This is a genomic window from Pseudomonas sp. S2_E01 (assembly GCF_054668365.1).
Genome location: NZ_CP162762.1, coordinates 449,263 through 467,976, shown reverse-complemented (window position 1 = coordinate 467,976; position 18,714 = coordinate 449,263). Strand labels below are relative to the sequence as shown.

The window sequence follows — 18,714 nt, the reverse complement described above, 5'->3', positions numbered from 1 at the left end:
GCCCCGTTCGCGCAAGCACTCATGTTGTTTGTAGCAAGCTACAAAATTTGTAGCTGCGCCTCACCCAAACACAGCTCAGCCTCCGCCATTACTGGGTCTGGTGCACTTGGCACAGTCCCTGCTCCCTCCCCTGCCAAGCGCAGACAGCGCATCCCACAACTGCCATGACCAACAGGTAAATGCAGATGATTGACTGGCATATCGTGTGTGACTTCGACGGCACCATCACCCCCACCGACGTGATCGACAGCATCCTGGGGCGCTTCGCCGACCCCAGCTGGGAAACGATCGAAAACGAATGGCTGCAAGGCACTATCGGTTCACGGGAATGCCTCAGCCGCCAGCTTGCGCTGATCAAGGCCACGCCGGCGCAATTGCTCGAGTTCTTTGACAGCGTCGAGATCGACCCGGATTTTCCCGACTTCGTCGACCACGTGATCGGCCTGGGCGCCACCGTGGAAGTGGTAAGCGACGGCATCGAGCAGGGCATCGCGCGGATCCTGTCGCGCAACTACGTCACGCTCCTGCCGATACTCGCCAACCGCCTGCGCCAGGTAGAGCACAACCAGTGGCGCATCGATTTCCCTTATGCCAGCGATGCCTGCCGCGCCGCCTCCGGCAACTGCAAATGCAAATCCACGCCCCGGAGCAAACGCGTGTTGGTGATCGGCGATGGCCAGTCCGACATGTGCGTAGCAGCCACCGCCGACTTCGTCTTCGCCAAGGGCCGCTTGGTCGAGTACTGCGAGCGCAACGGCATCGCCCACGCACGTTTCGACCGCTTTGCCGAGCTGCCGCAATTGCTTGCCCGGTTGCCAGTGGCGCGCTCGGCCAACGCCCTTTCGTTCAACACCGACACCCTTTCTGAAACACAGGAAACCCTACACCATGTCTGATACCCGCATCGCCACCGCCGAAGACCAGATCCTCCTGGAAAAGGAAGCCAGGTACTGCTCTTATGGCGACACCGTCCACTATATCGAGCCGCCGCGCATTTTCAGTCGCTGCGAAGGCTCCTATGTCTGGGACACCGAAGACCAGGCCTACCTGGACCTGCAAATGTGGTATTCGGCGGTCAACTTCGGTTACGCCAACCCACGCCTGAACAACGCGTTGAAACAGCAGATCGACACCCTTCCGCAAATCGCCAGCCAGTACCTGCACAAGGGCAAGATCGAGCTGTCGGAAATGATCGCGGTGGACGCCAAAAAGAAATTCGGCCTGGACGGTCGCGTGCACTTCAACGTCGGAGGTTCGCAGTCAATCGAGGATTCGCTCAAGGTGGTACGCAACGCCAGCAATGGCAAAAGCCTGATGTTCGCCTTCGAAGGCGGCTACCACGGGCGTACGCTCGGTGCCTCGTCGATCACCTCCAGCTACCGCTACCGTCGCCGCTACGGTCACTTTGGCGAGCGCGCACAATTCATCCCGTTCCCCTATCACTTCCGTGGACCCAAGGGCATGACCAAGGAAGAGTACGGCAGCCACTGCGTGCAGCAATTCGCTCGCCTGTTCGAGACCGAATACAACGGTGTCTGGGACCCGAAGGTCGGCGCCAGCGAATACGCGGCGTTCTATGTCGAACCGATCCAGGGCACCGGTGGCTACGTGATCCCGCCGATGAACTTCTACAGCGAACTCAAGCACGTGCTCGACCAGCACGGTATCCTGCTGGTGGTCGATGAAATCCAGATGGGCTTCTACCGCACCGGCAAGCTGTGGTCGATCGAGCACTTCGACGTCAAGCCCGACGTGATCGTCTTCGGCAAGGCGCTGACCAACGGCCTCAACCCCCTGGGCGGCATCTGGGCCAAGGAAGAGTTGATCAACCCGAAAGTCTTCCCGCCTGGCTCGACCCACTCGACCTTCGCTTCCAACCCCCTGGGCACCGCCGTGGGCCTGGAAATGTTCAAGATGACCAGCGAAGTGGACTACGGTGCGATGGTCATGAACAAGGGCCGGTATTTCCTCGAAGGCCTGCAGGACCTGAAGAAGCGCTACCCGATCATCGGTGATGTCGATGGCCTGGGCCTCGCGCTGCGTTGCGAGATCTGCGCGCCGGATGGCTTTACACCGGACAAGGCCACCCTGGACTTCATGGTCGAGGAAGGCATGAAGGGCGACATCGAGATCGACGGCCGGCGCCTGGGTCTGATTCTCGACGTGGGTGGCTACTACAAGAACGTCATCACCCTGGCCCCATCCCTGGAAATCAGCTACCCGGAAATCGACCTGGGCATCGCCCTGCTCGACCGCCTGCTGGCACGAGCGATGAAACGATGAACGAACACGGGATCGACATGGGCGAAGGCAACGCCGGTTTCGTTCTCGGCTCGGGTGAGGTCGCGGTGCTGTTGATCCACGGCCTCACCGGCAGCCCGACGGAGTTGCGTCGGGTGGCCGCGGGCCTGGCCAAGGCCGGGTGCACAGTCTACGTGCCGACCCTGGCCGGGCACTGTGGGAACAATGCCGATTTGCAGGCCACCGGCTGGCGCGACTGGTATGAGGGCGTGCGCCGCACCTTCGTCGGCATCCGCGCGCGTCACCGCAAAGTGTTCGTCGGCGGCCTGTCAATGGGGGCGGTGATGTCCATGTACGTGGCCGCCGAGCATCCCGGACAAGTCGCCGGGCTGCTGATGTATTCCACGACACTCAAGTACGACGGCTGGAGCATTCACAAGCTGGCGTTCCTGACGCCCCTGCTGATGAAAATTCCGTTCGGTGTGCACATCTGCCGCTTCGAGGAGAAACCGCCTTACGGCATCAAGAATGAACGCTTGCGCGCCATCGTCGAACGGCAGATGAAAGAGGGTGAAAGCAGCCAGGCCGGCCTGTTGACCATGGAGGGTGTGACCGTGCGCGAATTGCACCGCATGAACGCCGTAGTGAAAAAACGCATGCCGTCCATCAAGACCCCGGCGCTGGTCCTGCACTCAATCGAAGACGACATCACCAGCCGCTGGAATGCCGACTACGTGGAACGCAAGCTGGGTGGCGAAGTGGTAAAGATCCTCCTGGACGATTGCTACCACATGATCACCGTTGACCTGCAATACCGCCGCGTCGTAGAGCTGAGTGTCGACTTCATCGACCACCATCGCGCCCTTCAGCCCTCCCTACCCCAATGCATGCCAGCCCAGCCATTGCGGCAACTGGCGTGATCCAACGGCAAAACGGCAAGCCTGGCCTACTAAGGAAGCGACGTGACCACCGCGCAAATTCTGTCATCCATCGAGGCGATTGATCGCGCCGCCTGGAATGCCTGCTTTCCCGATGAGCTCGAAGACTGGGCTTATTATCGAGCCGTGGAGCAAGCCGGCATTGAAGGCTTTCAATGGCGTTACCTGGCACTGTTCGAAGAGGGTCGACTGATTGCGGCGACGGTGGCGTTCACGACGGCCTACTCCCTGGACACCACGGTGCAGGGCCCGGCCAAGCGTTTGACTGAACGGCTGCAGCGATGGTGGCCCGGATTGTTCGACGTGCATCTGTATGCGCTGGGCTCCCCGGTGGCCGAGCGATGCCATGTCGGTATCGCCCCAGACATTGTTGCGGGGCGATGGCCTTCCCTGTTCGCTCGCCTGCTGGACCTCGCTCGTGAAGATGCCAACCGCGCCGGGATCGGCCTGCTCGCGGTCAAGGATGCCTCCCAGCTCCACCCACAGTGGCTCGCGGCATGCCGTGCGGCCGGCCTGCAAGGCATGCCCGGTTTACCCGGTGCCGAGCTGCCGATCACATTTGGCTCGGTAGACGCGTACCTGGGCAGCCTTGGCAAATCCACCCGCAAGGATCTGCGCCGCATCTTGCGCAAACAGGGCCCGCGCATCGAATGGCGCCGCTCTGTACATGACCTGCTTCCGCGCATGATGCCGCTGTACGAAGCGACCCTGGCCCGCAGCGACCTGAGCTTCGAGCGCCTGCCCGACGGCTACTTCCAGCAGGTGCTGGAACACTTGGGTGAGCGGGCTGCGTGCGCGCTTTACTGGGTCGACGATGAGCTGGTGGCGTTCAACCTTGTCCTGCTGGATCAACAGCGCATGATCGACAAGTTCTTCGCCCATGACCTGGATCGCACCCGCGATCACCAGCTTTACATGCGTACCTGGTTGACCAATGTCAGCTACTGTATTGAGCACGGTATGACGCTCTACGCGTGCGGTCAGGCAGGCTATGCCAGTAAGCTGCGTCTGGGTTGTTCGTTCGTCGGCAACACCCTGTTCTTCCGTCATCGCAACCCGGTGCTCGATCACTTTCTGCGCCTGGTCAAACCCTTCATCCGCCCGGACCGTACCGACCCGGCCATGGCGGCTGCGATAAGTGAGCTGCAATAAGTCAACATGACCATTAAAGACCGCCGCGCCACCACCCGACCCTTCGCCCTTTCCGGTTGGAGCCTGCAACGCAAACTGGTGTTGGCATTCTGGCTGGTCAGCGTCATTCCGACCATGATCGCTGCCGAACTCGCGGCGACAACGCTGTCGCAAATATTCGAGAGCAACGTGCGCATATGGTTGCAGGAGTCGACCAAGATCGTCGAGGACGAGATCAGCGAAATCCTGCGGGACAACGCCAGGGTCGCGCAGTTGTTCCTGCGCTACACCCGCCCGTCCACGGATCGGGTGTCGGTGCGCCACGACAAGCTCAGTACCGACATTGCCGGGGCAATGGGCATCGACGTGGTGGCACTGATACGCAACAGCGATCGCAAAGTGATGTTCAGCAACGCCGCGGACGACATCGTGCGGCAGATCAGCACGGCACCCAAGGCCGTGCTGCAGACACTGCAAGTGGGGGGCGTGGCCACCGGCACCGTGATCTCGACCTTCGAAACGGAACAGGACAACGTCGACTACAAGCTGATCATCGGCACCTACCTGGACGACAGTTTCCTGACCAGCGTTGCCGATGTGCATTCCCTGGACCTGCGCCTGTACCTGGCCAGGGGTGATGAGCTGTCGGAAATTTTTTCCACCCAGCGCTTCGAGGATCACCCGGCCAGCGTGCCCAAGGGTATCGAACAATTGCTGCGTAGCAGCAAGCAACCCATTGAACAATCCACCAGCCGCTACAGCGGCATCTACCGGCCGATTCTCAATGAAAACGGTGAGCTGCAGGGCGTGGTCTTCAGCGGCCTGCTGCGCCACTCCACCCTGGTCGGGCTGGTGAACCAAAGCAACCTGTTCATCCTGATTTTCCTGCTCAGCACAGCGGCCTCGCTGGCGGTGGGCTGGCTGGTCTCGCAGCGCCTGACCAAGCCGTTGCGTGGGCTATCCAAGGGCGTACAGGCGGTCATTGCCGGGGACTATCGCCAGCGCCTGCCCGTCAGCGGTGGCGATGAACTGGCGGAATTGAGCAGTACCTTCAACCACATGAGCGAACGCCTCGGCGAGTTGCAACACCTGGAATCGCAGTTACGGCGACGCGACCGCCTGCACGCGCTGGGCGAAGTCGCGATGGGCCTGGCCCATGAAATCCGTAACCCGCTGGGCATCATCAAGACCGCGACGCAACTGCTGCACCGGCGGGCCGACCTGCCGCAGACCGACAAACGACACCTGGAATACGTGGTCAGCGAAGTCAGTCGTATCAACGACCTGATCACCGACTTTCTCGACTTCGCCAAACCCAGCGCACCCATGCGCTCCACGCAACTGGCACGGCCACTGATGGATGAGCTGGCCGGGTTCTGCGCCCCGGAACTGGCCAGCCACAACATCGCCGTGCAGATCGACGACAGGGCCCCTGGCGCGACCCTGTATGCCGACCTTCGGCAAATCAAGCAGGCCGGCCTGAACCTGATCGTCAACGCCATCGACGCCATGCCCGAGGGCGGCCGCCTGACCCTGGGTATCAGTAGCGACCAGCACTACACTGTCATCAGCATCAGCGACACCGGCCAGGGCATCGAGGCCGACATGCTCGAACGGATGTTCACCCCGTTCGTTACGACCAAGGCCTCCGGCACCGGACTCGGACTGGCCAAGGTGTATTCGATCATGGAAAACCATGACGGGCACATCGAATGCGTCAGCGAAAAAGATGCCGGCGCCACCTTCAGCCTGTACATTCCGGCCAATAGTGAAGCATTCGACGAGGGTCGTGATGACGCATAACGTACTGGTGGTCGACGACGAGCCCAAGCTGTGCGACCTGCTGGCCTCGGCCCTGGGCCAGGGTGAGATCACGGTATTCACCGCGGGCAACGGTCTGCACGCCCTCAAGGTACTGGAGAGCGAGGACATCGACCTCGTAATCAGCGACTGGCGCATGCCCGGCATGGATGGCCCGCAACTGCTGGCGGAAATCAAGACTCGCTACCCGCAGTTACCGGTGATCGTCATGACCGCCTACAGCACGGTGAAGAATGCTGTGCAGTCAATGCGCAACGGCGCCTTCGACTACATCGCCAAACCGTTCGACATCGATGAACTGGACATCACGGTCAGCAAGGCCCTGCAATTCCGAGACATACTCAAAGACAACCAGCGCATGCGCGCCGAACTCGACGAACATCAGCAGATCGACAGCCTGGTGGGCGACAGCCCGAGTTTTCGCCGGGTGCGCCAAGCGATCGACTCGGTGCGCGAAAGCAGCGCGACCATCCTGCTGACCGGCGAAAGCGGGACCGGCAAGGAAATGGTCGCCCGGGCCATCCACAAACACGGGAGTCGCGCCGACAAACCCTTCGTCGCAGTAAACTGTGCGGCAATCCCCGATGGGCTACTGGAAAGCGAAATGTTCGGCCACCGCAAAGGCGCCTTCACCGGCGCCGTGGCGGACCGCGTCGGGCGCTTCCAGCAAGCCGACAAGGGCACCCTGTTTCTCGATGAAATCGGCGAAATGCCACTAGCTCTGCAAGCGAAAATCCTGCGTGCCTTGCAAGAGCGGATCATCGAACCGGTGGGCGCCCCCCGCGAACGCAAGGTGGATGTGCGGGTTATTGCTGCCACCAATAAAAACCTGCTGGACGCCGTGGCCAACAAGGAGTTTCGCGAGGACCTGTATTACCGTCTCAACGTCTTCCCCATCCCGTTGCCAGCCCTGCGTGAAAGGGTCGAGGACATTGCCTCGCTGGCCCGGCACTTTGCCAATACCCTGGGCGCCGCCGCGGGCAAACGTTTCACTGGCTTCAGCGCAGAGGCGTTGCAGGCCATGGCCAATTATTCGTGGCCGGGCAATATCCGCGAGCTGCAAAACTGCGTGGAGCGCGCCACCATCGTTGCGTCCGGTGCGGTAATCGAAGAACACGACCTGCCGGCCTATCTGTTCGCCACACAAACGCTGGGCAACAGCGCGCCGCTTGCCGACGCCAACGGCGTGCCAGCCGACCTCGACACGGCCCTGGCGGAAGTGGAAAAGGCCTATATTCTCGCGGCGTTGCAACAGAGCAACGGCGTGCAGGCTGCCGCTGCGCAATTGATCGGGATCACCGAGCGCAGTTTCTGGTATCGCTTGAAAAAACTTGGCATTCATGTGGACAAGATCGTGCGCTGACAGCGAGGGCCGTTTCCAGGCTCGACCTGGAAACGGCCCGGATTACCGCCCGTACACCTTCTGCAACTGCGCCTGGGTCAGTGCATCTTCAAAGGGGACCGGCACCGACTTCACCGCGCCATACAGGTTGCGGTAGCGCCAATAACTGCCCTGGTTGGCCAATTGATAACCGCGCTCGACCACCCGCTGACCATCCAGCACATAGCGCAGGGTTTCCTGGGCGGCCTCCGGTGGCGCCGGCAGCATCAGATCGGCGGCCAGAACGCGCATGGACTCGTCGATGCACTCATCGAGCACCGCCGTGACCTTGGCCAGTTCCAGGCTGCCGTCGTCGATGCATTGCTTGCCGCAACGACGGATCGGCTGGCTGGCCACTTCGATGCGCATGCGGTACAGCGCGGAACCTGCGATGTCCTGGACCTGCACCTGATTGACCAATATGAAACTGCCACGGTCCGGGGTCAGCATCAGCTTGGGCTCAATCAGCAGCCGCGCGGTGACGGCGCCCTCGCCCTGCTTCAACCCGGCCACTTGCGATGCCTGTTGATAACGCTGTTGCAAGCGCTCCTGCAATGGCACGCCGGCCAGCAGATCGGCCATCGGCCGCGCTTCCTTCAACGCCACATTTTCTGCATCGCGCTGCAAGCTGCCGCTGCCCATCTGGGTGTTGATCAGGCTCGCCACAAGCAGCCCGGCCAACCCGGCAGTGTTGCCGGAGTTGGCGATCAGGTTGTGGCTCGAAGACGCGGCATCCTGTGCCACCTTGGCATCGATCACCGTGCTGGCCCCGACAAATGCCTGTGGCAGTTGCAGGTCCACTTTCAGCCCGTGGGCCTGGACATAGGGCGCTGCACCCTGGGAGCGGAAACCGGCTTCAGGGGCCGGTTTCTGCGCACACCCGGCCAGCATCAACAGCAGCGATGCCGCCACTACGCGCAACGACCCGTTCATTGTTCGAACGGCGTGATCATTTGCTGACGGCTGGTATCCATGGCCTGGTAGAAGGCGTTGGACAGGTTGGTATAGGTCGGCTCGTCCCACTCGCCCTGGGCGGCTTGCACCACGGCAAAAGGTTTGAACCACAGCAGCTTGTTGTCCGCCAGATCGACCACCATGCCCTGCCCGGTCACTTGGGCCATCGGTACGCTGGTCGGCACAAAGCCGTAGTAGCTGCGGGTGGCGCCAGTGGCAAAGACGTTTACCAGCAACAACCGATCAACGCCGTAGGTGGCCTTGAGCGGGGTCAGGTCGCGCACGGTATAACCTTCACGGAAACTGATTTTCTTGTAGGACTCCAGGTTGACTGGCTCGTTGATGCGTTTGACCTTGTAGCCCTTGGCCTCGAGCTTGGCGACGATGACATCGGGCAACGTGTTGAGGTCGCGCACCTGCCATTTTTCGACGTTGTCACTGAGCTTGCTGTTCACGCCCTTGTTGATGGCGTAATCGAGAATCCCCTGGTTGCCGGTCAGGGCCAGCACTGGCGGTGGCACTACCGTGATGGCCACACCGACGGTCGGCTCCTTGGCATCCCAGAATTGTTGATCCAGTGGCACTGGGGGTTGAATGTTGGCGCAACCGGTGAGGGTCAGGCAGGCGAGCAAAGTGAGCGCCGCCCACGTACGAAAAGCGTGAAAGGTCATGAATCAAATCCCTATGAATTGAAAACGTCGCTGTCTGTATCGGCAGCGACGGCATCCCTCAATAGTGGCACATTGACATATTTTCTTTCAACCTCTCGGGATCAGCGGTCGGCGTTCGTCTGCGCTTCACTGATGATCTGACGAATCGCCCCGACGAACGTCTCCACTGGCTGCCCACCCGTAACCGCGTATTGGCCGTTGAACACCACCGTCGGCACCGAACTCACCCCTCGGGACAACCACAGTTGTTCTTCTTCGCGGACCTCGCCCGCGTACTCATCCGAAGCCAGGATAGCTTCGGCCCGTTGCGCGTCGAGGCCGACACTTTGCGCGATCAGAGCCAACTGGCCGTGGTCGGACGGATTGCCGCCGTCGCTGAAATACGCCTTGAACAACGCTTCCTTCAAATTGAACTGCAACCCTTCCAGCCCGGCCCAGTAGAGCAAGCGGTGCGCGTCGAAGGTGTTGTAGATGCGGCTGTTGCCATCCGTGCGAAAGGCAAACCCGACCTCGGCGCCACGGGCACGGATCATTTCGCGATTCTTCTGCGATTGTTCGGGCGTGGAGCCATATTTTTCACTGATGTGTTCGGTAATGTTCTGCCCTTCGGCGCCCATCTTCGGATTGAGTTCGAACGGCTGGAAGCGGATCTCGGCCTGCACTTCATCGCCCAGCTCTTCCAGGGCCCGGGTCAGGCCGTACAGGCCGACGACGCACCAGGGGCAGGACACGTCGCTGACGAAATCGATTTTCAGGGGAGTGCTCATCACGGACCTCGCAGGGGGCAAAGTCCAAACATACACCCGGCTCCCCTGTAGGAGCGAGCTTGCTCGCGATGGCGGTGTGTCAGTGGGCATTAGTGTTTCTGACACACCGCATCGCGAGCAAGCTCGCTCCTACAGAGACAGTGGCTGCGTTGCGGTAATCTGCGCCCAATGCGAGGTGTCCTCGCGATGCGCCTGCAAGTACGGCAACACTGCCGCCAACAGCGGCGCCTTGAAGGCTTCCTGGAAGCGATGGGCCAGACCGGGGATCAGGCGCAACTGGCTGCCCTGGATATGCGCGGCCAGATGCACCCCGTGCATGACCGGCAGCAACGGATCGGCCGTGCCATGCACCACCAGCGTCGGCACGCGCAACTGATTGAGCAGCGCCACCCGACTCGGTTCGGCGAGAATCGCCATGATCTGGCGTTTCACGCCTTCGGGGTTGAAGGCACGGTCATAGGCCACGGCCGCCTGCTGCAACAAGGCCTGGCGATCATCGCTCACCGTCGGGCTGCCCAGTGCCGCAAGCAAATCGGCCTGTTGCTCCAGCGCGACCTGGCGATTCGGTGCGCCACGACGCGACAGCAATTGCACCAGCGCTGCACTCGGTGCCGGCAGGCCTTCGGCGCCGGAGGTGGTCATGATCAAGGTCAGGCTTTCCACCCGCTGCGGCGCCATGGCCGCCATGTGCTGGGCGATCATCCCACCCATGCTCGCACCCAACACGTGGAACTGTTCGATGTGCAGGGCATCCATAAGGCCCAGCGCATCGTCGGCCATGTCCGTCAGCGAATACGGTGCCGCCACCGGCAGGCCCAGTTTGTAGCGAAGCACTTCAAAGGTCAGGTTGGCGTCGATGGGCGCCTGACGCCAGGTCGAGAGCCCGACATCGCGATTGTCGTATCGAATCACCCGAAACCCCTGCTGGCACAGCGCAACCACCACCTCATCCGGCCAGTGAATCAACTGTCCACCCAGGCCCATCACCAGCAGCAACGCGGGGTCCGAGGCACGACCGATGCTCTGGTACGCCAGGCTCACCTGCGCCAGATCGACCCGTTCGGTCGCAACGTTGACATCGCATCGAGACGCCGCCAGAGATGGCAGGCCGAACAACAACGCGGCCACAAAAACCGCGGTGGAAAAAAAACGTGCACACATGAAAAAACACCGAAACGCAGAACCCCAGTAGAGCGCGAGTCTGATGAAGTTCGTTCAAGCGCGCTGCCACAGTTGCGTGACAGTTTGATGAAGATTGCCCAGCGGTCGTCTGCGCGTCTGCGCCTGCCGTCATAACTATGTAGTGCCAACGCCCGCCAGAGGTTTTCTTAAATGGCTCGCTCACGGCGGATATCCCGCCCCCACCGAGCCAAGCCCCATGATTGATAGACGCCTGCCCAATCTACCCACTCCCGAACTGCTCGCCCTCCCGACGCCCTCACCCCTGCCCCGGCATCATGACGAACGCTTGATGCTCAGCGCTCTAAGGCGCTGGCGTGACAGCGCCGAGGGCTTGGGAGAACTGGCCGCCAGCGTACCGACCAGCCACGACATAAACGCGCGCGTGCTCACACAACCAAAGACCGACCCACAGCAGGTCCTCAACGAATGCTGGCGCGACTTCTGGAGTGCTCGCGCTGCGGGCACAGCGGTCTCGCGGCAATCACGGGCGATCGAGCTCTACCGTCAGCATGTCGAGGCGGCTGCCGATTGGTCCTTCGCCCACAGAACCATCAGCGCGCAGCAGCACCAGACGCTGCTGTCGATCATCGATTCCGGCGAATCCACACCCAACCCCCAACCCATTCGGGCTGAACAACTGGCACTGGTGCTCAGCAATCAAAGCCGCATCAAACTCACCGGCGCCTGGGTCATCAGCCTCGAGCAATCGACGGATGGCGGCCTGTTGCTGTATCTGCCCAGCCGGCCCATTGCGATTGCGAGCTTCGAACAGCGCAGCGCCCTGGAGCAATGGCTGGCTCGCCAGGCACTGGTGCCGCAGGGCCTGCCCAGCGGTAACCTGCGCATCGAATACACCGCACACCTCGACCCGATGAGCGTTGGCGCCAGCGACCTGTTCGCCCACTATCAACAGGCGCAGGTCAACGCATTGCGCAACGGCACCCTGGCCCTGTCTGACGAGGCATACCCCAAGCGCCGCAACAGCCCCGTCATCGCCTCACCGCCCCGGCTCGAAACCTCGCAATCGCAGGGCGACGAACAGCCGCTATTCGGCAGCCTGTACGCCGACATCCCGTGGTCCGTGCGCGAGACCGCATTAAACCGGCAACGCAATGCGCTCGACGCCTTGATCCAGGCGATGGGCGATGGTGCGGACCTGCAACCGTTGCACGATGCGCAGCAAACCCTGGAGAAGGCCGAGCTGGATGCGGACGCGGCTGCGGCAGCCTTGCTTCAGCATCCGCGCCCCGCCAACTTCGACCGCACGTTCACGGCGCTGCTCGATGCGCACAGGGCCGGGCTGAAGGCCGAAGCCTCCCTGCAACGGGCGCTCAAACAACTCGATGAAGATGAATACAGGCAACTGCTGGCCGTGCTCGACGCTGCCGACACCGGTTGGGTATCCGCCAGCCTGAGCGTGGCAAAAGTGACGGACGAGCAAACGACTCATGCCCTGCACGGTGCATTCATCGTCACCGTGGCTGCCGCGCTCGCCGATGCCGATTCGCCCCACAGCGTGTTGCTTTACTGGCCCGGAGCCGGCGGCGGTCTGCAACGTTTCGCCAATCGTCGCGAGCTGGAGCGCGTGATGTTCAAGATCGCGCCACAGGACAAGGTTGCCGCCTTGCACGTACACCCCCTCAGCGGCGACGCGCTGGAACACGGCCTGAAACAACTGACCAGCGACTTCGAAACAGGGGCCAGGGCCATCGCCGACGATGCACCGCAGCGTGCCGAACAACTGCAATCACTGCGCGCCAACGCCCTGGCAGCCTTGCAGGTGCCCGTGGACGCGGCCCGAAACCTGGTGTGGGCGCATCGGCTTGAACAGGATCGCAGCGTCGCGCTCGCCGCCCATTTGCCCGACTGGCTCGACAAGCTGTCGATGGCTGATCGCGGTGAACTCAAAGCCCTGATCGAGGCCTACCTGCCGGCGATGGCCCACAGCCACGAGCTGCTGACGATCGCTCTGGAACCGCGCAACCAGTTCACCCGTAAACACCTGCAAGCCCGTTTGCGCAAAGACTTCTCGCTCAAGGGCGCTTTTGATGTGCAACTGGATATCCCCGATGCCGTCACCTGGGAGACACGCTACAGCGCAGGCCCCACCGGACCGGTGCCGACCTCCGTCATGGTCGCCAGCCCCCAGCGCAGCAGGATGTCGCTCGAAGCGTTGGCGCAACTCAATATCGACAGCAAGCAGTCGGTGCAACAGGATCCCTTGTCACAGCGCATGGTGCTGATGCACCGGCAAATCACCGCCGACGATGACAAGGAACGCGTGCGCCTGCTCAACGGTTTAACGCCCACTTACCTGCGCAAAGTCATCCCCGAGCTGGACCTGCCCAACGCCTACGAACGACGGATCATCGAAGCTTTCAGGGGCTCGGCCAGTGAAACATCGTTCGTACGCGAGCACCGCCGCGAATGCCTGATCGAACCCTGGCGATTGATGCTCAAGTTGCAGGGCGAATGCGCGCGGCTGCAGAAACAGATCAATCGTGACGATCTCACCATTCTGGGCATTGCCATCGACGCCAGCACCCCGGCGGACTGGCGCGTCGATGACCGACGTATTGTCCTGCTGCCAGCGCGCCTGACGGTGGGCGGCAAGGACACACCCGATGAAGGTCCGGTGACCTTGTCTGGCGTAACGTTTATTCAGGAACAGGTCAGCGGCACGACGTTACTGTACTTGCCTGACAGTCCCGATGGTCAATTCCTGCGCCGCTATGACAACCTGGAAATTGCGCGCAAGGCTTTGTTCAACCTGTGCCTGCAAGACAGGATGCTTGAGTACCTCGCCGGCCGCGCATTGCAGGGCGATGTCCGGGCGCATGAAAGCCGCATCAATGAAGCGTCGCTCAGGCACTTCGATGCAATGATCGGCATCGGAACGCCCTGGCCGGCATCCACCTCGTTAGCTGCACATTTGCTCGATGCCCATATGGGACGGCTGATCATCGCCCATCGCGACACGTCTCGCTCCAACGCCACCCTGCAACTGGAGCGTTATGCGCTGGAAGGCCCGCGCGCCTTCAACTACATAAAAATGGCCTTGGGCATGTTGCCTTTCGTCGGCACCGCCATTGCCCTCTACGACGCCTGGACGGCGGCAAACCAGGCAACAGTCGCGTTTCTGCGCGGTGAGGTCGGTGACGGTGTCGCGCAGTTGCGCACGGTGCTGCTTTGCCTGATCGACGCCGCCATGGACCTGCTTCCGGGCGAGGCAGCCGTGTCTTCGCTCGCGCCGGCGGCCCGGCAACTGACCCGTGCTCGCCAGTTGCGGGCACTGACTGCTGGAAAAGCCGCATGGTCCGCACCATCAACGCGCCACGAGCGCCATCTGGCGGCCCGCTTCGCCGGCTACGAATACGAACGCCCGATCTCGTTGTGGCCAGTGCAACCGGCTACCCACGGCCTCTACCGCCATGTCTATCGGCACGCCGACGGCGATTTCATCGTGCGTCAGGGCCGCATTTTCCAGGTGCAACTGAGCAACCACTCGCGTCAGTGGCGTCTGCTCGGCAACAGTCGAAAAACCTACCAACAGCCGATTGCCCTGGATGAATCGGGGCGCTGGGACACCTGGTTCGGGGTCTACGGCACGACCTTCGAGGGTGGCGGCCGGGGCGGCGGAAACCTGCCCGGGCACCTGGCCAGCGCGCTGGACCCGTTATGGCCTGAAGCGATTCGCCAACGGCTGCCGCGCTGGTGGGTCGACCGGACGTTCCGTCGCCACCATGAGTTGACCGAGACCGCCGACTCCATCGCCCTGAAAATCGATGCCCAGGTCAAACACACGGATGCCAGGCTGGCGGCATACGACGCCAGCCCGGAGCGTGTTCCGGCCTTGATGGACGCTGCCGAAGCGGCCTGCATCGCCGATATTGAACTGGGCAACAGGTACTATCAGACACTCGCCGAACTGCTGCCTCTCACTCACGGCAACAAGCGCCGGGTGCTGGTGGAGTTTCAGAGCAACGGCGCACTGCTGCTGACCGACCGCTACAGGCGCCGTCTGATTTTCGACAATCATCGGGTGCAACCGCTGCTGGACCGCGCCGACGACCTGACGGAAACGCTGGATGCGACACCGGTGGAAGCGCTCACGAAGCGGCTGGTGCTGCTGGAGGACATCAGGAAACTGCGCCTGGATATCCTCAAGTCGTTCGATACGATCGAGGCCCGCCGGGGCGATCTTAATCATTGGTATCAACGCATCACCCTGGGCAGCGACAGGGCGCAGATGACCGCGCAAGTCAACGAACTGAACACGCGTTTGAGCGAGTCGAACATTTTGTACCTGCGAACCGGACATCTGCTGGAAAGCGTGACCCGTTACGACAGCACCAGCGATCTGTCGTGGTTCCTCCTGCAAAACCAGACCCAACTCAAACGCGCCCGGGTCGACCGGGCCTTGTTCACGCAGTTCAGCCTGCCGGAGGTGACCGCCACTCGGGCGCAGCGCAACCAAATCCTGCTGGACTGCATCGAACAGTACCGTCAGTTCCGCCGCGACATGAAAGCATGGACTGCCAGTTATCCGCAGCACTTCCATCTGGAAGCCGTCTCCCCCCTGCTGGATGCTCTGGAAAAAATGACCGAGCGCGCACGAAAGGGCCTCGACCTATCACCGCCCGCCGCGCCATCCGGCCAGCGCACGAAAAAGGTGTTTTTGACCGAAAACGATCAATGGTTGATCGGTACCGAGCGCACGGAACCGGCAACGGGTCAGCGCCAGTACACCCTCAACGGGCAGGACGGCCGCGTGGAAATCTGGGAGCCGGCCTCCGACGGTAAATCCCGCCTTTTGAACCCGCAACCACAACTGGCTTCACCCGCACCCAGGAGCCTGGAATCGCTAGTGACCGAGGCGCGCAAACGCCTCAACGCACAACCCGCCTACGAAACACGTGTGCAGTCCTACGCGTCCCAGGACATGCTGCCGGTCGACCTGGAACACATGATGCTCAGCGAAGCCAACGAACTGACCCTGCGCGCCCGCAGCATCGAAGAGCTGGCGCCGCAAAACGCTCTCATCGCCCAGCTCAGGGATAAGGCCGCTGAATTGACCGCCACCGGGCGCGCACTGCGAACCCGCCAGTCGTTGAAGACCCGAGCCCCTACTGACGGCATGCTTGAAGACCTGATCGGCCAGGGCGTGGTCGAAGTGCGCAAGGTGAGCCCAATGAAAAACCTCGGCAAACGTCGCGATGGTCGCACCGATCATATGCAGGAGTACGAAATCTGGGACCTGTCGCAAACGCCTGAAAAAGTGGTGTGGTATGCACATTTTCACTACGCCAAGGCTTCGGCGGCGTTCAGTGCCTTCGAGAAAGCTCATTTGAAACTGCCGGAACACCGCTTCCTGACCCACGCCCACAATGCCGACTTGCCATACGCCGACATCGGTAAGAAGTCGGCGGTGTTGCCGTATTTTGAAACGCTGTGACCCTGCCCTTGTAGGAGCGACGTCGCTCCTACAAGGTGAAGTGCATCGTCGGAGAAATTCGACAGACCCACCCAACATGAGACAAACTCAACATGTCCGCACTGACATCAAGTTTTGTTCATGGAGCCCCCGGTGCTTGAAATCCGTCACCTGAAAACCTTGCACGCCCTACGCGAAGCCGACAGCCTGGTCGATGCGGCTGACCGCCTGCACCTGACGCAATCGGCGCTGTCCCATCAGTTCAAGGAACTGGAAGAACGCCTGGGCATGCCCCTGTTCGTGCGCAAGACCAAACCCGTGCGGTTCACCAGCGCCGGGTTGCGCCTGCTGCAACTGGCTGACGCGACCCTGCCGTTGCTGCGCGGCGCCGAGCGCGACATCGCGCGGCTGGCCGGTGGCACCGCAGGACGTCTGCACATGGCGATCGAATGCCACAGCTGCTTTCAGTGGCTGATGCCAACCATCGACCAGTTCCGCGACGCCTGGCCAGAAGTCGAACTGGACCTGGCATCGGGCTTCTCTTTTGCCCCCCTGCCCGCCCTCGCCCGTGGCGACCTGGACCTGGTGGTCACGTCCGATCCGCTGGAGATCGCCGGCATTACCTATGTGCCGCTGTTCACTTATGAAGCCATGCTGGCGGTCGCCAACCAGCATCGCCTGGCGAGCAAGGGGTACATCGTCCCTGAAGACCTGCTCACGGAAACCCTGATCACCTACCCGGTGGAGCGTGATCGGCTGGACATCTTCACCCGCTTCCTGGAACCGGCCGACATCGAGCCGGCGCAGGTGCGCACCTCGGAACTGACGGTGATGATGATGCAATTGGTCGCCAGCGGCCGTGGCGTGTGCGGCATGCCGCACTGGGCGCTGCATGAATACAGTGCGCGAGGCTACGTCAAGGCCAAGCGCCTGGGCGAGAAGGGATTGTTTGCCACGTTGTACGCGGCGGTGCGCACTGACATGCTGGATGCGCCGTACATGCGCGATTTCCTGCTGACAGCCAAGGACACTTCGTTCTCGACCCTGGACGGTGTCAGTGCCGTCAAATGACCGCGTGAACGCTGTTGATCACGCGGCCTTGCGCTGCTCCAGCATCAACCGCACCGCCAGCCCGGACAGCACGAACCCCATGAAGTAACGCTGCACCGATAGCCAGGTCGGGTTATTGACGAACCAGGACGCGATGCCCGCGGCGAACAACGCGATCAACAGGTTGACGCTGAAACTGACGCCGATCTGGGTCAGGCCCAGCAGGATGCTCTGGGTGAACACCGAGCCATGCTCTGGCGAGATGAACTGCGGGAACACCGACAGGTAGAACACCGCGATCTTCGGGTTCAGCGCACTGGTCAGAAACCCCATGCTGATCAGCTTGCGCGCAGAGTCGGGCGGCAACTGCTGCGCCTCGAACGGCGAGCGCGCGCCCGGCTTGACGGCCTGCCATGCCAGCCACAACAGGTAGAGCGCACCGGCCCACTTCAACACTTCATAGGCCATCGGCACGGCGAGAAAGACCGCCGTCAAACCCGCTGCGGCAGCGAACAGGTGCACGAAAAACCCGGCCACCACACCGAGCAGGGACGTGACCCCAGCCTTGCGACCCTGGCAGATCGACCGTGAGATCAGGTAGATCATGTTCGGCCCCGGCGTCAGCACCATCAGCAGCGCGGCAGCGGCGAAGATCAGCAAATCGTGAAGCGGGATCATGGGAACGGTCCTTGGTCCGTGAGTGATCAGGCGATCAGTGAGGCTCGATAAAACGGCAGGATCCAGTCGCGTGTCAATGGCGCCAATGTCAGGCCACTCTCGGTGGCCGGGTCGATCCAGCACACCTCTTCGATTTCCGCTGCGGGTGTCACGTCGGCGTCAATCGACAGTTGAAAGAGCTCAGCCTGCACGACAAATCCCGGCTCGTTGGCCGCAGGCGCCGAGAACTGTCCCAGGAAAGCGGCCTGCGCCGGATCGACGATCAAGCCCAGTTCTTCTTCCAGCTCACGGGCCAGGGCCTGTACCGGTTGTTCATGGGCCTCGATCTTGCCGCCCGGTTGCATGAACGCCAGAGTACCGCGCTTGCGCACAAGGAGGGTGCGACCGTCGGGACCGATCAACAGGGCGGCGGCAATGCGGATAGTGCGCGCGGAGAGAGTCATGGGGAGTGCGACCTTGGAAAAGC

14 protein-coding genes are annotated in these 18,714 nt (G+C 61.7%); 8 read left to right on the top strand and 6 right to left on the bottom strand.

Going from position 1 to position 18,714, the window contains the following annotated elements; translation table 11 throughout:
- Positions 1–185 precede the first annotated feature (185 nt).
- Genes AB4O36_RS02220 through AB4O36_RS02195 form a run of 6 tightly spaced genes read left to right on the top strand, consistent with a single transcriptional unit; the run spans position 186 to position 7,494 of the window.
- Positions 186–896, top strand: a complete 711-nt coding sequence (locus tag AB4O36_RS02220) for an HAD-IB family phosphatase (RefSeq protein WP_460121291.1) — start codon at positions 186–188, stop codon at positions 894–896.
- On the top strand, positions 889–2,283 hold the full coding sequence (locus AB4O36_RS02215) for an aspartate aminotransferase family protein (protein ID WP_460121290.1): 1,395 nt from the start codon (positions 889–891) through the stop codon (positions 2,281–2,283). The genes AB4O36_RS02220 and AB4O36_RS02215 overlap by 8 nt, the downstream gene beginning before the upstream one ends.
- A complete protein-coding gene (locus tag AB4O36_RS02210; protein ID WP_460140964.1) occupies positions 2,280–3,161 on the top strand; it encodes an alpha/beta hydrolase in 882 nt (293 codons plus the stop codon). The genes AB4O36_RS02215 and AB4O36_RS02210 overlap by 4 nt, the downstream gene beginning before the upstream one ends.
- Before the next feature lie 42 nt (positions 3,162–3,203).
- Entirely contained in the window at positions 3,204–4,331 is a 1,128-nt protein-coding gene (locus tag AB4O36_RS02205; protein ID WP_460121286.1) for a GNAT family N-acetyltransferase, read from the top strand.
- Between the two features lie 6 nt (positions 4,332–4,337).
- Complete coding sequence (locus AB4O36_RS02200) at positions 4,338–6,113, top strand: sensor histidine kinase (protein WP_460121284.1); 1,776 nt, start codon at positions 4,338–4,340, stop codon at positions 6,111–6,113.
- A complete protein-coding gene (locus AB4O36_RS02195; RefSeq protein WP_460140963.1) occupies positions 6,103–7,494 on the top strand; it encodes a sigma-54-dependent transcriptional regulator in 1,392 nt (463 codons plus the stop codon). Before AB4O36_RS02200 ends, AB4O36_RS02195 begins: the two co-directional genes overlap by 11 nt.
- A gap of 42 nt (positions 7,495–7,536) precedes the next feature.
- Here AB4O36_RS02195 and AB4O36_RS02190 read toward each other — a convergent pair whose 3' ends face one another.
- The 4 genes from AB4O36_RS02190 to AB4O36_RS02175 all read right to left on the bottom strand — a co-directional run bounded on the left by AB4O36_RS02190 (position 7,537) and on the right by AB4O36_RS02175 (position 11,065).
- On the bottom strand, positions 7,537–8,445 hold the full coding sequence (locus AB4O36_RS02190) for a hypothetical protein (protein WP_460121281.1): 909 nt from the start codon (positions 8,443–8,445) through the stop codon (positions 7,537–7,539).
- A complete protein-coding gene (locus AB4O36_RS02185) occupies positions 8,442–9,137 on the bottom strand; it encodes a hypothetical protein (RefSeq protein ID WP_460121279.1) in 696 nt (231 codons plus the stop codon). Before AB4O36_RS02185 ends, AB4O36_RS02190 begins: the two co-directional genes overlap by 4 nt.
- Before the next feature lie 101 nt (positions 9,138–9,238).
- The gene (locus AB4O36_RS02180) at positions 9,239–9,904 is read right to left on the bottom strand and encodes a DsbA family oxidoreductase (protein WP_460121277.1); all 666 of its coding nucleotides are present in this window, start codon (positions 9,902–9,904) and stop codon (positions 9,239–9,241) included.
- 129 nt (positions 9,905–10,033) lie between these two features.
- Positions 10,034–11,065, bottom strand: a complete 1,032-nt coding sequence (locus AB4O36_RS02175) for an alpha/beta fold hydrolase (RefSeq protein WP_460121275.1) — start codon at positions 11,063–11,065, stop codon at positions 10,034–10,036.
- A gap of 217 nt (positions 11,066–11,282) precedes the next feature.
- Between AB4O36_RS02175 and AB4O36_RS02170 the strand changes: the two genes are divergently transcribed.
- Together AB4O36_RS02170 and metR are read left to right on the top strand one after the other, a co-directional pair.
- Positions 11,283–16,541, top strand: coding sequence for a dermonecrotic toxin domain-containing protein (locus AB4O36_RS02170; protein WP_460140962.1), 5,259 nt, complete (start codon positions 11,283–11,285; stop codon positions 16,539–16,541).
- Positions 16,542–16,673: 132 nt separating this feature from the next.
- Complete coding sequence (gene metR, locus AB4O36_RS02165) at positions 16,674–17,591, top strand: transcriptional regulator MetR (RefSeq protein WP_460121272.1); 918 nt, start codon at positions 16,674–16,676, stop codon at positions 17,589–17,591.
- An 18-nt stretch (positions 17,592–17,609) separates the two neighbouring features.
- On the opposite strand, the gene AB4O36_RS02160 is transcribed toward metR, so the two are convergent.
- Positions 17,610–18,248, bottom strand: coding sequence for a LysE family translocator (locus AB4O36_RS02160; protein WP_460121270.1), 639 nt, complete (start codon positions 18,246–18,248; stop codon positions 17,610–17,612).
- Between the two features lie 26 nt (positions 18,249–18,274).
- On the bottom strand, positions 18,275–18,691 hold the full coding sequence (locus tag AB4O36_RS02155) for an NUDIX hydrolase (RefSeq protein ID WP_460121268.1): 417 nt from the start codon (positions 18,689–18,691) through the stop codon (positions 18,275–18,277).
- Positions 18,692–18,714: the final 23 nt, after the last annotated feature.

What these genes read in the sequence shown, in the direction of transcription:
- AB4O36_RS02185 (WP_460121279.1), bottom strand. Translation starts at nt 9,137, where the DNA reads ATGACCTTTCACGCTTTTCGTACGTGGGCGGCGCTCACTTTGCTCGCC.
- AB4O36_RS02220 (WP_460121291.1), top strand. Translation starts at nt 186, where the DNA reads ATGATTGACTGGCATATCGTGTGTGACTTCGACGGCACCATCACCCCC.
- AB4O36_RS02200 (WP_460121284.1), top strand. Translation starts at nt 4,338, where the DNA reads ATGACCATTAAAGACCGCCGCGCCACCACCCGACCCTTCGCCCTTTCC.
- AB4O36_RS02190 (WP_460121281.1), bottom strand. Translation starts at nt 8,445, where the DNA reads ATGAACGGGTCGTTGCGCGTAGTGGCGGCATCGCTGCTGTTGATGCTG.
- AB4O36_RS02170 (WP_460140962.1), top strand. Translation starts at nt 11,283, where the DNA reads ATGATTGATAGACGCCTGCCCAATCTACCCACTCCCGAACTGCTCGCC.
- AB4O36_RS02210 (WP_460140964.1), top strand. Translation starts at nt 2,280, where the DNA reads ATGAACGAACACGGGATCGACATGGGCGAAGGCAACGCCGGTTTCGTT.
- AB4O36_RS02195 (WP_460140963.1), top strand. Translation starts at nt 6,103, where the DNA reads ATGACGCATAACGTACTGGTGGTCGACGACGAGCCCAAGCTGTGCGAC.
- AB4O36_RS02175 (WP_460121275.1), bottom strand. Translation starts at nt 11,065, where the DNA reads ATGTGTGCACGTTTTTTTTCCACCGCGGTTTTTGTGGCCGCGTTGTTG.
- AB4O36_RS02160 (WP_460121270.1), bottom strand. Translation starts at nt 18,248, where the DNA reads ATGATCCCGCTTCACGATTTGCTGATCTTCGCCGCTGCCGCGCTGCTG.
- AB4O36_RS02180 (WP_460121277.1), bottom strand. Translation starts at nt 9,904, where the DNA reads ATGAGCACTCCCCTGAAAATCGATTTCGTCAGCGACGTGTCCTGCCCC.
- AB4O36_RS02215 (WP_460121290.1), top strand. Translation starts at nt 889, where the DNA reads ATGTCTGATACCCGCATCGCCACCGCCGAAGACCAGATCCTCCTGGAA.
- AB4O36_RS02155 (WP_460121268.1), bottom strand. Translation starts at nt 18,691, where the DNA reads ATGACTCTCTCCGCGCGCACTATCCGCATTGCCGCCGCCCTGTTGATC.